This is a genomic window from Paenilisteria riparia FSL S10-1204, assembly GCF_000525995.1.
In the GTDB taxonomy this organism is placed as follows: Bacteria; Bacillota; Bacilli; order Lactobacillales; family Listeriaceae; genus Listeria_A; species Listeria_A riparia.
Genome location: NZ_AODL01000022.1, coordinates 35,545 through 50,218, shown reverse-complemented (window position 1 = coordinate 50,218; position 14,674 = coordinate 35,545). Strand labels below are relative to the sequence as shown.

17 protein-coding genes are annotated in these 14,674 nt (G+C 37.0%); 14 read left to right on the top strand and 3 right to left on the bottom strand.

Annotated features, from left to right (window positions below):
• Positions 1–77: 77 nt before the first annotated feature.
• From PRIP_RS11645 to PRIP_RS11635, 3 genes are all read right to left on the bottom strand, one after another.
• Positions 78–359, bottom strand: coding sequence for a hypothetical protein (locus PRIP_RS11645; RefSeq protein WP_149023816.1), 282 nt, complete (start codon positions 357–359; stop codon positions 78–80).
• Positions 360–378: 19 nt separating this feature from the next.
• Positions 379–924: a hypothetical protein gene (locus PRIP_RS11640; protein ID WP_036101314.1), complete on the bottom strand. Its 546-nt coding sequence runs from the start codon at positions 922–924 to the stop codon at positions 379–381.
• 64 nt (positions 925–988) lie between these two features.
• Entirely contained in the window at positions 989–1,543 is a 555-nt protein-coding gene (locus tag PRIP_RS11635; protein ID WP_036101313.1) for an AcpB/EbpR/MafR family transcriptional regulator, read from the bottom strand.
• A gap of 381 nt (positions 1,544–1,924) precedes the next feature.
• Here PRIP_RS11635 and PRIP_RS11630 point away from each other — a divergent pair, with 381 nt between their 5' ends.
• The 14 genes from PRIP_RS11630 to PRIP_RS11565 all read left to right on the top strand — a co-directional run bounded on the left by PRIP_RS11630 (position 1,925) and on the right by PRIP_RS11565 (position 14,657).
• Entirely contained in the window at positions 1,925–2,449 is a 525-nt protein-coding gene (locus PRIP_RS11630; RefSeq protein ID WP_036101312.1) for a Crp/Fnr family transcriptional regulator, read from the top strand.
• A gap of 484 nt (positions 2,450–2,933) precedes the next feature.
• Positions 2,934–3,620 (top strand): Crp/Fnr family transcriptional regulator, encoded by a 687-nt coding sequence (locus tag PRIP_RS11625; protein WP_036101311.1) that lies wholly within the window; start codon positions 2,934–2,936, stop codon positions 3,618–3,620.
• 120 nt (positions 3,621–3,740) lie between these two features.
• Positions 3,741–5,135 carry a pectate lyase-like adhesive domain-containing protein gene (locus tag PRIP_RS11620; protein WP_036101310.1) on the top strand — a complete coding sequence of 465 codons (1,395 nt, stop codon included), beginning with the start codon at positions 3,741–3,743 and terminating at the stop codon, positions 5,133–5,135.
• On the top strand, positions 5,095–5,574 hold the full coding sequence (locus PRIP_RS11615) for a toxin Cry1Ac domain D-VI-related protein (RefSeq protein ID WP_036101309.1): 480 nt from the start codon (positions 5,095–5,097) through the stop codon (positions 5,572–5,574). Before PRIP_RS11620 ends, PRIP_RS11615 begins: the two co-directional genes overlap by 41 nt.
• On the top strand, positions 5,571–6,851 hold the full coding sequence (locus PRIP_RS11610) for an immunoglobulin-like domain-containing protein (RefSeq protein WP_036101308.1): 1,281 nt from the start codon (positions 5,571–5,573) through the stop codon (positions 6,849–6,851). Before PRIP_RS11615 ends, PRIP_RS11610 begins: the two co-directional genes overlap by 4 nt.
• Before the next feature lie 168 nt (positions 6,852–7,019).
• Positions 7,020–7,277, top strand: coding sequence for a hypothetical protein (locus PRIP_RS11605; protein ID WP_036101307.1), 258 nt, complete (start codon positions 7,020–7,022; stop codon positions 7,275–7,277).
• Positions 7,278–7,578: 301 nt separating this feature from the next.
• Positions 7,579–8,928, top strand: a complete 1,350-nt coding sequence (locus tag PRIP_RS11600) for a polysaccharide biosynthesis protein (protein ID WP_052008885.1) — start codon at positions 7,579–7,581, stop codon at positions 8,926–8,928.
• On the top strand, positions 8,925–10,247 hold the full coding sequence (locus tag PRIP_RS11595; RefSeq protein WP_241434161.1) for a nucleotide sugar dehydrogenase: 1,323 nt from the start codon (positions 8,925–8,927) through the stop codon (positions 10,245–10,247). The genes PRIP_RS11600 and PRIP_RS11595 overlap by 4 nt, the downstream gene beginning before the upstream one ends.
• A 34-nt stretch (positions 10,248–10,281) precedes the next feature.
• Positions 10,282–10,980, top strand: coding sequence for a YveK family protein (locus PRIP_RS11590; protein ID WP_036101306.1), 699 nt, complete (start codon positions 10,282–10,284; stop codon positions 10,978–10,980).
• A complete protein-coding gene (locus PRIP_RS11585) occupies positions 10,977–11,645 on the top strand; it encodes a CpsD/CapB family tyrosine-protein kinase (protein WP_036101305.1) in 669 nt (222 codons plus the stop codon). The genes PRIP_RS11590 and PRIP_RS11585 overlap by 4 nt, the downstream gene beginning before the upstream one ends.
• 16 nt (positions 11,646–11,661) lie before the next feature.
• Positions 11,662–13,023, top strand: coding sequence for an O-antigen ligase family protein (locus PRIP_RS11580; RefSeq protein WP_159101539.1), 1,362 nt, complete (start codon positions 11,662–11,664; stop codon positions 13,021–13,023).
• Positions 13,010–13,486 carry a DUF4352 domain-containing protein gene (locus tag PRIP_RS11575; protein ID WP_036101303.1) on the top strand — a complete coding sequence of 159 codons (477 nt, stop codon included), beginning with the start codon at positions 13,010–13,012 and terminating at the stop codon, positions 13,484–13,486. Before PRIP_RS11580 ends, PRIP_RS11575 begins: the two co-directional genes overlap by 14 nt.
• Entirely contained in the window at positions 13,487–13,810 is a 324-nt protein-coding gene (locus PRIP_RS17010) for a glycogen/starch synthase (protein ID WP_036101302.1), read from the top strand.
• A complete protein-coding gene (locus PRIP_RS11565; RefSeq protein WP_036101301.1) occupies positions 13,794–14,657 on the top strand; it encodes a glycosyltransferase family 4 protein in 864 nt (287 codons plus the stop codon). The genes PRIP_RS17010 and PRIP_RS11565 overlap by 17 nt, the downstream gene beginning before the upstream one ends.
• The last annotated feature ends 17 nt before the right edge of the window (positions 14,658–14,674 follow it).

The following is a 14,674-nucleotide window of genomic DNA, read 5'->3' as shown; positions in this document are numbered from 1 at the left end:
AGTTCATAAAAATCTCGAAAAAGCCAAAGTTACACGTCGTTTCATCTGGACGCGTAGCTTTGGCTTTGTTTCTATATTCAGGTAGATTGCATTGCTAAGATTATGTGGTAAATAGTATCCCAATCTTTTGTCGTAGGATGCCGTGAAGTCTTGTATGTTTGGCAATCAAATTGTTCAGAAGTCTCTTTGTAATTTTTAACAATTAAGTCCACGCCAAGCTCATTGGCGAGTTCATTCGTAATATGTTTATTATAGCTAAATGTCACTTTTGTATTACCACCCATAAAATTCTCCATAAACATATGCAAGTAGTTCAAATAAGCCGTTTTCCCATCAAATGAAAATAGAATATGGGGCATGCTATCCACATCTTTGTTCTTAGCATACAATGTAAACATCGTTAAGTTTACGCATATATCTTCCACGTATTTCAATTTTTTTAAAATCAGCAATCTCACTAGACGAAACAGCATCCATCCATTTTCTAAAAATTTGATAATGCGTGGACTTCACAAACTGATTTACTTCAAAAAAGTTCTTTTGAAAAAGAGGCGTTAGTTGCGTTAACAATAGGATATTCCGAATGTAAAAAATAAAAAGGTAGCGTGTTGCATCATTAGGTTTTGGAAGGTTTTCTTGGGCGAAAAAGTCACTTACAAACTGATTTAAATCTTTCGTTAAAAATGGGTACAGATGCTTTTCAATCGGGCCAGCAATACCTTCTTTATACATATAGTTATCAAGAATTAACATATCTAAAAACATGACCTCATCAACCGGTATAGCGGATTTAGGAGCAGCTACTAATATTTCATGTGCAAGCTTATCAATATATTTAAACGTTAAGGATTGGGCTTGTTTTGTTTTTACTTCATCAGGAATTTTAATATAATGTTCTTGCTCTATCCGTTTGTTTACAACCATAATCCAGTAAAGAATGCTTCGATGCTGTATAGAACCTTCGATATCCGTATTTTCTATAAAGAAGTCATAATTTTTTTTTTAAAATATCAAATAATTCTTGCCCAGGACGGTACTTTGGAGAGATATCATTCGTACTATAGAAAAAGTAGAAATAAAAATAGCGAATGTCTACTTCTGCGCCTTCAATTTTAACAGGGGTAAGAGACAGCGTTAGATTAAAGTCTCGTAGAATGTTTTTAAAACTGGAAAGATAGCGATATAAAGCAGATGACGACAAAAATAAATCGTCCGCCCACTCATCTATAGTTAAATAAATCTCTTCATAAATATTCTGGATAATTACAAAAAGGGGCGACTGTTCTGATATATCAAGTAGGAGTTCATCAATTAATGCGGTATTTTCAATCTCATATCCGACCGCTTTGTGCTGGACAATGAAATGTTTATCGACAGCACTTATTTCCGTTATATCCCGTTCAAGCGTGCGGACAGATATATCAAACTCAGTAGCTATTTCATCCAGAGAAATAGGATAAGGAGACTGCATAATTTTTTCAACCAAATGGATTTGACGCCGTATTTTTTTATCAGCTATAATGCTTAGACTAAAATTGTTCATTGCATCCTACTCCAATCACTCAATTTTTTTGTGTCGGAAAAATCGACAAAATAAAATAGCGAGATAATAAGCATCTCTGTATAATCTAAGTATACCCAAAACGACAGGTGATGAGCACTTGAAAAGTAAGGTATTTAATAAAATTCAAAGAAAAGACATAATATTGAGATGAAGCTGTTCAGATTGTGAATTATCCTTAATCGAAAGGATGAGATACTAACATTCAGGAAGGTGATAATATGGTTTTAAATGATCTATATTCGCGAGAAATTATTGAGACCGAATTTAACAAAGAAAAATTATATTCATTACTTTTAAACAATGATTTTTTTGAGGTGAAGAAGCAGGAGATAGTATTAAAAAAAAAATGACAACATAACATTGAGAAGTGGGAAAGTTGACTATGTCTATTACATCAGTCAAGGTATTGCCTTTACAAGCATCGGTGATCAAATTATGGATTTTTGTGGACAAGGAGAATTTGTTGGATTGGTAGACAATAGTTCAGTGAAAGAATCCGAATTTTATTTGAACCCGCTGACAGAACTCACTGTATGGAGATTTAAAAAAAGTGATGTAATGGCCAAAATCATGAGTTTACAAGATGGCTATCTATATTATTATAATTGTATGCAAGAACGATACCAAAGCTATACTAATAGAATAATGTTACATGAAGAGACAGATGAACAGCGCACTTTAATAGCATTACATGACATTGGAGAGAAATTTGGACGTTACATCCAGAGCTTAAATAGGTATGTGATTCCTAGGACTTTTACTAGAACACTGGTAGCCGATTACTTAGGAATCAGTCGAACTAAACTGAGCGATATATTGTCCAAATTAAAAAAAGAAGGTAGAATTTCTCTGAATGAGCGTCGGCAGATTACTATTCATAAGTGAATACAAAAAAGAAAAATCTTTTTATTATAAAATAAAGGCTGATATTTCTGAATAATAAATATGAAAAGAATTATGTTGACTTGTGCACTAATAGCTATTTTGGGGAAAACTTAGTTACCCTATTAAATGGTTTCAGTGAAAGTAGCAAAAGAGAGAACAAAGAACGTAACAATCAAACCAGCAACAATTTATATAAGTATCCAATCGAAGCGAATCTTATAAGTTGGTAATTATATCAGAATCAGATTCATCCAAAATGCCAATCCATTCAGATTCTCTACACGTGGTTTTGGATATGACCCACACACCTATACGCACGTTTCAACGACTGTTAAAAAAGTATAACGCGATAAGTAATGCATATTTAATGCGAGTCGCTTAACAAAATTCGAAAAAAAAGTCATAATTTCTGTAAAGAGACGACCAATAAGAGAATAATTCGATAATGGAAAGATGCGATAATGAAATCAAGGGGGTGAGGGACATGAGTTTAAAAGAATTGTATTCACAAGAAACTATCAAACGGGAATTTCGCGCCGAGAAATTATTTTCATTACTAATGAATAATGATTTTTTAGGAATACAAGCTCAATTAATGGCTGTTAAGAAAAATGAGAAGATGATATTTCAAGAAGATGGTGTAGATTATGTTTACTATATTCGTGAAGGAATAGCTTGCATCCATATTGAAGAACAGATTATTGACTTTCGAGGAGCGGATGAATTTGCGGGATTAGTGGATAGTACTCCTATGAACAGAAATGCATTTCATCTGACCCCTTTGGTGGACTTAGTGGTCTGGCGATTTGAAAAAAATGAAGTAATAGCAAAAATTATGAGCACGCAAGATGGCTATTTATTTCATTACAACAGCATGATAGATTGTTACCATATTTACACAAATCGAATTATGCTGAATGAAGAAAGCGCAGAAGAACGCACCCTTGTAACACTTCAATATATAGGAACTAAGTTTGGCGAGAAAAATGGTGATTATTTCGTAATTCCAATAGCTTTTACACGAAAGCTGTTGGCTGCATATTTAGGTATAAGTAGAACAAAGTTGAGTGATATTTTAAAGAAGCTTAGATATTTGGGATGGATTTCAATCGATAAAAAACGCCAAATAAAGGTTTATAGCAATAAATTAACATCCAAAGCAGATTTATGATATATAAAGATAGAATATTCGGAGTAATACTCTATTTTAAGGAGGCGATTAGCATGTAAGTCCCATTTAAAACTTGCTGAAATAGGAAAAGGATTTAAAAATTAGGAGGAACTAAATAACATGAAAAACGTATTAAAAAAACCATTAACAATTACACTAGCAACACTTTTACTAGCAAGCCAACCAGGTATGGCAAGCATCGCAGCATTTGCGGCAGAGGCTCCTGCTGGCGGAACACAAGCAATTCAAGGTCGCTCATTGGCACCTGTATATGTAAAGACCGCAGCAGAATTAAAAGCGGCAATGATAAATTCGTCTGTAAAAGATATCATTTTTACGGCAGATATTAATTGGTCAGGAACTATCAATCAAAAAGGTAGCAAAAGTATATACGGAAATAACCATAAAATTAACTTCAATGGTGGCAATATTTATGGTGATTGGGACAGCGTAAACGAATTGTACGATATGACTGTTGAAAATGGAGGCGCTTGGGGTGGCTTCTTCGGAGGAACTGATAACACAATCAACTCGTTTCACAATGTCAGCTTTACAGGAGCGAACACCCAGGCAGCATTTAATGTGCCTAATGGGACCCTTAATTTGAGTGGAAATATTTATGTATCAAGCAGTGCAAAAGATGCTATCCAAGCTGCTAGGGTGAATATTGATCAGAGCGCGATTGTTACTATCTATAGCTCTGCGTCAGCTTTAAATATAACTCCTGATACTGTAGGTAAATTGCCATCTCATTTAATGATTAATGACAAGGCAACTGTTACCTTACAAGGGGGAATAGCCTCTAACGCAATCAATAATACCTCAAAAGCGATGGTCTTTAACTGGGGTAGTTTATATGCTAACGGAGGCAGTGCCGCTTACGCTAGTAATGGGGGTAAAGTCTTTTTGGACGAAACAAGTACTAGTGAATTTACATCGAAATCAGGTGTAGCCTTTACTGGTGGACTAGAAATTGCAGACAATGCGAACCTTTCTATCAAGACTGGAGGAGGCGTAGCTGCTGACTTTTCACAATCAATAGGCTTTACTGCAGCACCTAAGGCGAATTTCGTTATTGAAGCCACAAATAAAGCGATTATTGGAGATTCAGGAACGCCAGTTTCATTACAACCAACGCAAGGGATATCTGTTTGGAACATATCAAGTGATCCAAAAGGAGCTCCAACAAACGCATATGCCTTTTCAAAAGCTGAATTCAAGATAGATAATAGCGGATTAGTAGCCGGAATGGTTACAGATAGCCCTACTTTCGCAAGCACTTTTAATAATGCATATATCAAGAAAATCGCTTACGGTTCTTACTCTGTTAATGTTGCTGAGCACAACCGCCAAGCAGCAGCAGAAAATGCTGTGAAAGATTTGTTCAATAACAGTGACGTAACAGGCACAATCAAAGATACAACTAACCAAGAAGCAATTGATAATGCACAAAAAGCAATCGATGCCGTAACAGATGCAACGAAAAAAAGCAGAATTACAAAAAGGCCTAGATGAAGCACAAAAACAATTGGACGCAAAAAATGCAGCAACAGAAGCAGAAAAAGCACGCCAAGAAGCAGCAGAAAATGCTGTGAAAGACTTATTCAACAACAGTGACGTAACAGGCACAATCAAAGATGCAACTGACCAAGAAGCAATTGATAACGCACAAAAAGCAATCGATGCCGTAACAGATGCAACGAAAAAAGCAGAATTACAAAAAGGCCTAGATGAAGCACAAAAACAATTGGACGCAAAAAATGCAGCAACAGAAGCAGAAAAAGCACGCCAAGAAGCAGCAGAAAATGCTGTGAAAGATTTGTTCAATAATGGTGACGTAACAGGCACAATCAAAGATGCAACTGACCAAGAAGCAATTGATAATGCACAAAAAGCAATCGATGCCGTAACAGATACAACGAAAAAAGCAGAAATTGCAAAAAGGCCTAGATGAAAGCACAAAAACAATTGGACGCAAAAAATGCAGCAACAGAAGCAGAAAAAGCACGCCAAGAAGCAGCAGAAAAAGCTGTGAAAGACTTATTCAACAACAGTGACGTAACAGGCACAATCAAAAATACAACCGATCAAGCAGCAATTGATAACGCACAAAAAGCAATCGATGCCGTAACAGACACAACGAAAAAAGCAGCATTACAAAAAGATTTAGATGAAGCACAAAAACAATTAAATAATCGAAATGCAGTTTTAGACGCACCGACGATTAATAAATATGAGTATTTAGATAGCTTTGTCACAGGTAAAGTAAGTGCTGGAACAGCAACTGTATCCCTTTATGTAAATGGCGTTCGCGTGAAACGTGCGACACCAGATGCTTCAGGTAACTACAAATTTGACGCATACGGCCTAGGCTTAAATGATGGTGTTACTTTTGAAGTACGTCCTGTAGATGCAAATGGTAAAGAAGGAACAGCCGCAATAGCAAAAGTAGAAGGAAAAAATATTCTTTCCAATGCTTTGACAGCAAATGATGCAGGTATCTCCACATCAACAATTACAGGAACAGTAGGCAATGGTATTGACAATGTCCGTCTATCTATTGATGGCGTTATTGTAAAAGTGGGTCAAATCAGCAATGGAACATATAGCATTGCTACAAACGGCCTTATCAAAGCAGGTTCCGTGGTACAAGTCGTGGGCTATAGTAAAACAAAAGTCGAACTAGCTCGTGTAACAGTTAAAATTGTGAACGATGAAAAACCAACACTTAGCCCATTAACAACAGATGATGATATGATAACAGGCTATGTAACAGCAGGATCAGCAACTTCTTTCCGCGTAAGCATTAACGGAGTAGCAGTGAAAACAGGTACTGTAGCAGCTAATGGAACTTTCCAATCATCTATTGGTAAACAAGCAGTTGGAACAGAAGTGAAGATTGAAATCAGAGATGCTACAGGTTACAATGCATTACGTGTTTCTACTATCACAGTAACAGGTTCAGCCGTTGCGAAATTAGACGCTCCAACACTAGTTCGCATGGATGGTAACTATATCATTGGTACAGCAGTAAAAGGAACAGAAACAGTAGTTCTTTATGAAGATGGCGTTGCAAAACGTACTATTTCAGCAGCACAAATGACTACTAATCCAGATGGCAGCCTATCTTTCCGTGGTTATGTAGCACCAGGTACGAAAAATGTTCAAGCAGCAGCAAAAAATAGCGATAAACGCATGAATAGTGTGTTGTCAGCAAGTTTTGAACTATAAGTTTTAATGAAAGGTTATGGGAATCAAAGGTTTTTGGTTCCCTCCCTTTCTGTTATTTTTTAAGTGTCGAAAAAACCGACAAAGTAAAATGGTGAGCATAGCAATAGTGATGTAATATATAAGTATAGCCGGTCAATAAAACGTTGCGGTATAAAGATTTAAGGAGGTATGAATGATGAAAAAAACCTGGAAAACAGTGATTATTTTTTCAGCGATTTTACTCGTATTAGCAGGATGCTCCAAAAGCGAGACAAAAAGAAAAAATTTTATCAGCTACGAGAAAGCATTGAAGCAAAGGCTTGGGAGATAAAACTAGATCAAGCAATCTATACGGACGAACGCGATCAAAAAAAGCAATCCTGTAGAAAAAGTACTCCGCTTAAAAGTAACCATAAAAAACATATCAGCAGAGGAACAGATATTTGATACAACGAAGCTTCAAGTCACAGATAGCAAAGGCCAATCACTAAAAATATACCCTTATGAAAACATGATAGAGAAAATATCCCCGAAACAAAGCCTTACAGGTTATAGCTACTTTATTGCCACAGAAAATGCCCCGTATCACGTGACTTACACGTATCCCGTCACAAAAGATGTTTTCACATGGGAAGTAAAACCAGAAGAGAAGTAAAGGCTCGAGTTAAAAATAATAAGATAGTGGAGAGGTGCCATATAATCGTGTTGAAACGAACACTAATAATAGGTGGTGGTGAGGCTGCGCAATATGTGCTCCACACCATTACAAGCGACAAAAAAAAATCAAATTATAGGAGTACTAGATGATAGCTCAAAAGTCCAATTGCAAACAGTACCACTCCTCGGAAAACTGGCTGATTTAGAACGAATTATCCTAGAAGAGGCAATTACAAGTGTTGTTCTAGCCATACCATCGTTGAAAAGCTACAAACGTAAACAAATATTAGAAACATGCCAAAAGTTAAAAATGGAAACAAAAGTTCTACCAGCATTGCAAGACATTCATTCGAAAAAAGAAACACTAGCTTTGCGAGCTGTCTCCTATCAAGACATCATTGAACGCGAAGAATTCGAACTAGATTATCAAAAAATAGAGACGGAAATATCAAATAAAACGATATTAATTACAGGTGCAGGTGGTTCGATTGGATCTGAAATAACACGGCAACTCATGAAAAGTAAACCTAAGAAATTAGTTTTATTAGGTCATGGAGAAGCGAGTATTTATGAAATCCATCGTGAACTCCAAAAGTTAAATGAGCAGACGGAACTTATACCTTGTATTGCCGACATCCAAAATGAACAGCGGTTAGCAGAAATCTTTCTGGAGCACAATCCCGATATTGTGTACCATGCTGCAGCACACAAACATGTGCCGCTTATGGAACAAAACGTTGCGGAAGCTATCGCGAACAACGCAAAAGGTACTTGGAACTTGGCACATATATCTCAAATACACGATGTAGAGAAATTTGTAATGATTTCAACAGATAAGGCAGTAAAACCTACGACAGTTATGGGTGCTTCCAAACGAATGGCAGAAAAAATAGTTCAGCTTTTTAATCAGACATCGAGAACATTGTTCTGTGTCGTTCGATTTGGCAATGTGCTCGGTAGTAGTGGCAGTGTTGTCCCACTTTTTTACGAGCAGATCTGTAATGATGAGCCAGTTACGCTGACACACCCAGACATGGAACGCTATTTTATGACTATTCCAGAAGCAAGTAAGCTCGTGATTCAAGCGAGTATGATTACGCGTGGTGGAGAAATTTTCGTCCTTGATATGGGTGAGCCAATCAAGATTATGGATGTGATTCATAAGCTCATTGACTTGACAGGAAAAGACCGTGAAGCCGTACAAATTACTTTTATTGGAATTCGACAAGGTGAAAAAGTACAAGAAGAACTATTTGAAAGCGATGAGAAGTCACATGCTCAGATTTTTGAAAAAATATTAGTTGGAGAGGGACATCCTCATCCATCAGAATTAACGAATATTCAAGTATTGCTAGGTAGTTATATGGACATGACAGACAAAAGACGTAAAGAACTGCTATTTGAACTAATAGAAGCAGATTGGAGCTATGAAAAAATATGATGAAAACAGTAACCATGAACAAAAATAGTTATGCTATATTATCAGAGAAAATCAAAGCAAAACAGGCCACAATAGGTGTTATTGGCATGGGATATGTTGGTCTTCCTTTAGCGATGGAACTCGCAACAGAAGGTTTTTCGGTGATTGGCGTCGACATTGATTCTCTAAAAATCGCGGAGCTAGCAGACGGGAAGTCCCACATCATTGATATTCCAACCGCAACGGTACGAAAAGTTATTGAAAACAATACATTCCTGCCAACAACTGATTATGCAATGTTACAAAATGCCAATGTCATTAGTATCTGTGTTCCAACACCACTAACCAAATCACATGAACCAGATATGAGTTATATACAAGATACGGTTACAAGACTGAAACCAGTTCTTCAAAAAGGAACACTTTTAGTATTAGAGAGCACGACCTATCCTGGGACAACGCGCGAATTGATTGCAACTGAGTTTGAAAAGGATGGTTGGATAATTGGTGAAGATATCTTTATCTGCTTCTCACCAGAACGTATTGATCCAGGAAATAAGCAATTCGAACCAAAACAAGTACCCAAAGTAGTTGGTGGAATGACAGAGAACTGTTTGGCGCTCGGACAGCAGTATTATGAACATGCTTTTGATACAATCGTTCCAGTCTCCACACCAGAAATTGCAGAGATGACCAAATTACTAGAAAACACTTTCCGTAGTATTAACATCGCTTTTATTAACGAAATGTCGCTACTTTGTGAAGAACTGGGGATTGATCTTTGGGAAGCTATCGACGCGGCAAAAACCAAACCATTCGGATTTATGCCATTTTATCCAGGACCAGGTGTAGGTGGACACTGTATCCCACTTGATCCTATGTATCTTTATTGGAAAGGCAAGGAGAAGAATTTCTTCAGTCGATTCATCGAGTTGGCGCAACAGGTCAATACATCCATGCCAAAACACGTCGTTGAGTTAGCCAGTCAAGCGCTTAATAAACATGGCAAATCGCTTAGTGCCTCTAAGGTTTTACTAGTTGGTATGGCTTATAAAAATGATATTGATGATGTTCGTGAATCACCGGCACTACACGTGTATGAACAATTAAAGCAAGCGGATGCTCAGTTGGATGTTTTAGATCCATTTGTAACGAGTTTTCGTGATGAAGCTGGTCAATTGATAAAACCGGTATCGACAGTAGCGAACATGGCTGATTACGATTGTGCGATTATCATGACGAAACATTCCAATATTGACTATGATGCACTTTTAACATCATGTGATTGCATTATCGACACACGAAATGTTTGGGACGAAAAAAAAAGCCAATGTATATAAAATCGGTGGCGTATAAAGAAAGCGAGTAAGATAGATGAATCTGAAAACAATGGAACTGGGCGTCGTACTAAAAATTATTAAAACGAATATTTGGTGGCTCATTGCGCTACCAGTTGCCGCAATGGTGTTAGCTTTTAGTATTAGCAAATATTATATTCAGCCTGTGTACACCTCTTCTGCTCAAATTTTTATTACAACCAATGTAGAGGCAGAAGAAGGGAAGACTACGGTTTATTCCGAACAATTAAAAACCAACATACAGATGGCAAACACATTCAACACTATTTTGAAAAGTTCGCGTACATTGGAAGCGGTGCGAGACGAATTACAGCTAAGTGAGACGAATGAAGAATTAGCAAAGAAAATCAGTATTCAATCAGATAAAGATTCACTCGTGTTCAGAGTCTCTGTAGAAGATACAAGCCCGAATCGCGCACGTGAAATTGTTAACAAAATTACAGAAACATATAAAGATGATTTGCCGAAATTAGTAGATAATAACAAAGTGATTATTTTAGAACCTGCGAATCTCCCATTGGAGCCAACATCTCCAAGTATTGTATTAAATACATTGATTGCTTTTGTACTGGGAATGATCGCTAATTTTATCTTGGTTTCTAGTATCTACTTGTTCCGAAACCATGTTGAAAACGAATCAGATTTAACCGAACTATCATTGAAATTTGTTGGTGATATCCCGCTAATTAAGGAAGGAGGACGCAATATCAGATGAAAACATACCATGACTTTAAACAAAATAAAGAGGTTCCCTTTTACAAAGAGAAATTTAACAGCATCCAAACTAACCTTCAATTTATGCTAAAAAAACAAAATATCCGAAACTTCATGATTACATCAGCAAACATGAGTGAGGGGAAAAGCTTTGCAAGTGCAAATATTGCGGAAGTTTTTGCGGAAAAAGGAAATAAGACATTACTAATTGATGCTGATTTTCATCGACCATCTTTACGCAAATATATGCAGGTTAGTGAAAATGTAGGGACGATTGATTACTTGATGGGCGATTTAGCGCTTGAAGATGTTTGCCAAGACACATATCATCCCAATTTGAAGCTAATGCCAACAGGAATTGCGCCACCGAACCCGAGTGAATGGGTGGATTCGGTGGAGATGAAACAGTTGATTGAGACAGCGAAGCAATCGTTTGATTATGTGATTATTGATGCGCCGCCATTATTACCAATTACGGATAGCCGAATTTTGAGTTCCTTGTGTGACGGTGTCCTGTTTGTTGCATTTGCGAAAAAGACCAAACGAAACGAAATCAAGCAAGCGATGCGTTATCTGGAAATTGCAGATGCAAATGTTATCGGCGGAATTTTAAATGGTGTTGCGGTGAGCAAAAATGATCGAAAAGGCTATCGCTACAAATATTGATGGGAGAGGATGTAGCTTGGATAGACCACTTATTTTGAAAATCGCTTATGTACTCAGTTTTCTTATCACATTAGTTCTTAGTCTTTTCTATCCACTACTGATAATTGTGCCTCTTCTCGTTGGGCTTCTTGTGTTTAGCTGTTTCTTTACACTGAAACAACTTGCAGAATTAACATGGTTCATGCTAATCATCGCCTCCTTTTTTGGGTCTATTCTCTCAGTTCCAGGCTTTGAAAGTTTGTTCCTCTATCGCGTACTGCTACCTGTTCAAGTCATCTTATTTTTGCTTACTTGGAGTAACTGGTCATGGATGAGCAAACGAACACGGGTAATGCTGCTTCTGCTTGTCGGGTGGTTGATTACGGCGATTATAACGATTAGTTGGGCCGAGTATCAAGGCGTCGCTTTTCGAAATGTGTATTTTATTATGGAAGCAATATATTTGGTATTCACAGCAGTTTATTACCTGAAAACTGAAAAGAAAATAGAAGGGCTCATCAAGGCAATTAGTATTGTTATTGTAGTCAATATCGGCATCGGGTTATATGAAATCAATACAGGATTACATTTAAAGAAATCAGGCCTTACAGATATCATTGGTAATGCCCAATTTTTACCGAGTGGTACTTTCTTTAACCCGAATGACTTGGCATCTTTCTTGGTTTTATTTTTGCCAATGACACTAGTCTATATGAAAAGTAAAAGTATTATTGGGAAATTATACAAATTATTGTTAGCGATTGGCTCTGTTTATATCATTATTGCGACTCAATCACGAATTGCGCTCATCCTGATTATAGTTATACTTTTCTTCCTTTTATTACGCTATTCATGGAAATGGGCAGTATTAGTACTTCTATGCGTACCACTTTTTTTACAACTACCAAGCATGCAAGAAACGATTGGACAAGTCAATCAAACGTATACAGATAAAACGAATTCGACAGATTTACGTCTCGATATTACGAAATATACATGGCAAACTGCAAAAGACAGTTATTTTCTTGGTGTTGGTTCAGGAAATGTTCAAATTAAATTGGCCCAATACTTCCCAGCGGACGAGCAAAATAGTGATGGCGCTGTATCAGTCCACAATTTCCTTTTAGAAGTGCTTGCGAATTATGGTTTATTATCTCTACTTTTTTTCCTGTCTTTTCTGCTATATCTTTTCTATCAAAGCTGGTATTACTGGCTGAAAAATAAAGCAAAAGCAGTAAAATATTTGATTCCGCTACTAATCAGTATCGCTTTCCCGTTCATTACTTTTGCTTCCAGTACGACGCTTGAAAAAAGTTACATCTGGATTAGCTTTGGGATTATTTTAGCGGTACTTAATCAATACGATAAACGAATGGAGACGAAAAATGAAACGATTTAAATGGATACCATTGCTACTATTAGCGGTATTTTGTATAACGGCATGTACGAACGAAGCAGATGTTATCAAAGAACCACAACAAGTCCAAGCATCTTTTCCAGAAGATAATAAGGTAAATGTAGCAAGCTTAGATATGACAGTAGGGGAAGTAACGGATGCCAATAAAGATATTCCGGTTGGTGATAAGCTTGGGAACAACAAATTGGTGAAGTTAGATGTGACATTGAAAAACACAACAGAATACGGTATTCCGATTGCTTCCAGTACATTTCGCATATTGGATTCTAGTGGTAAATACCATAGGAATTATGCGATGGAAGATGAGTTAGGTCAAATTATTTCAGGCGGTGAAGTGCTAGAAGGTATGATTTACTTTGCCATTCCAAAAGAACGCACGATTGAGAAAGTAATCTATGAAGACACGACAAGAAGCGCTTACCAGGAATGGAGGGTGGAGAAATAGATGATAGAAGCAACGACGTTCAGAAAATTAAATATATTGATGGTATCGGATGATTTTTATCCACGTGTTGGAGGAATTGCGGCACATGTACTAGAAATTAGTAAAGCTATTAGTCAGTTGGGCCATAATGTGGTGTTACTAACCAAGATATACGATCCCCATCATGAACTACCAGAAGAAGAAATGGTCGATACAGTACGAGTAGTGCGTGTAAGAGTCAGCGAGAAACGCAAAATCCGTGCCTTACAATTCATGTACAAGGGTCGAAAAAAAAATAAAAGAACTACTAGCAAAAGAAGATTTTCAAGTGATTCATTGGCATAAATTAATTGCTGATTCGATGATTACGAAAATACCATTTGATGGTGTGAAAATATTTACGAACCACTCATCCACTTTCCTTCATTGGTATAAAGATGAAAAATTTGCAAGATTACGATTTTTATTAGGTCATATGGATGGCGTGATTGCACCGAGCACCGAGTTAACATCAAAAATTGCAACGGTTTTTCCGAAGACAAGAGCTTTAACGATTTCAAATGGTGTTGATACGACGAAGTTTTATCCAGATATAAAGAAGCGTGAGCAGATGCGTGAGAAGTTAGGATATCAAGAAAATGATAGAGTCGTAATGATTGCTAGGCGACTAGAAGCAAAAAATGGCGTCTTATATTTTACAAAGGCTATTTCTACAATGCTGGCAAAAGATGCTCGAATTCGAATTTTGATTGTAGGTAGTGGGAGTCAAGAACAAACGATTCGAGATTTCATCCAAAAGAATGGATGGAAAGAGAAGGTGACCATCGTGACAGGTGTTGCTAATCCAGACATGCCTTACTATTTTAATGCAGCAGATGTCGTTGTTCTTCCTTCTTTAATGGAAGCTACAAGTATTGCTGGTTTAGAGGCAATGGCGTGTGGAAAGGCTATTGTTGGTACGAAAGTTGGCGGGATTCCTGAAATTGTTACACCAAATGAAACAGGACTGCTCATTCCAGCAAAATCGGAAACAGCTATTGCTACAGGTGTCTTGACCATATTAGAAGACGATAATATGCGTCTGAAAATGGGACACGCGGCCTTAGAATCCGTTCAGAGAAATTTTGCATGGCAAGAGATTGCGCAAAACACAACGGCTTTTTATTACGAACAATTACAACGCTCAATATGACATAAAGTAGGTGGATT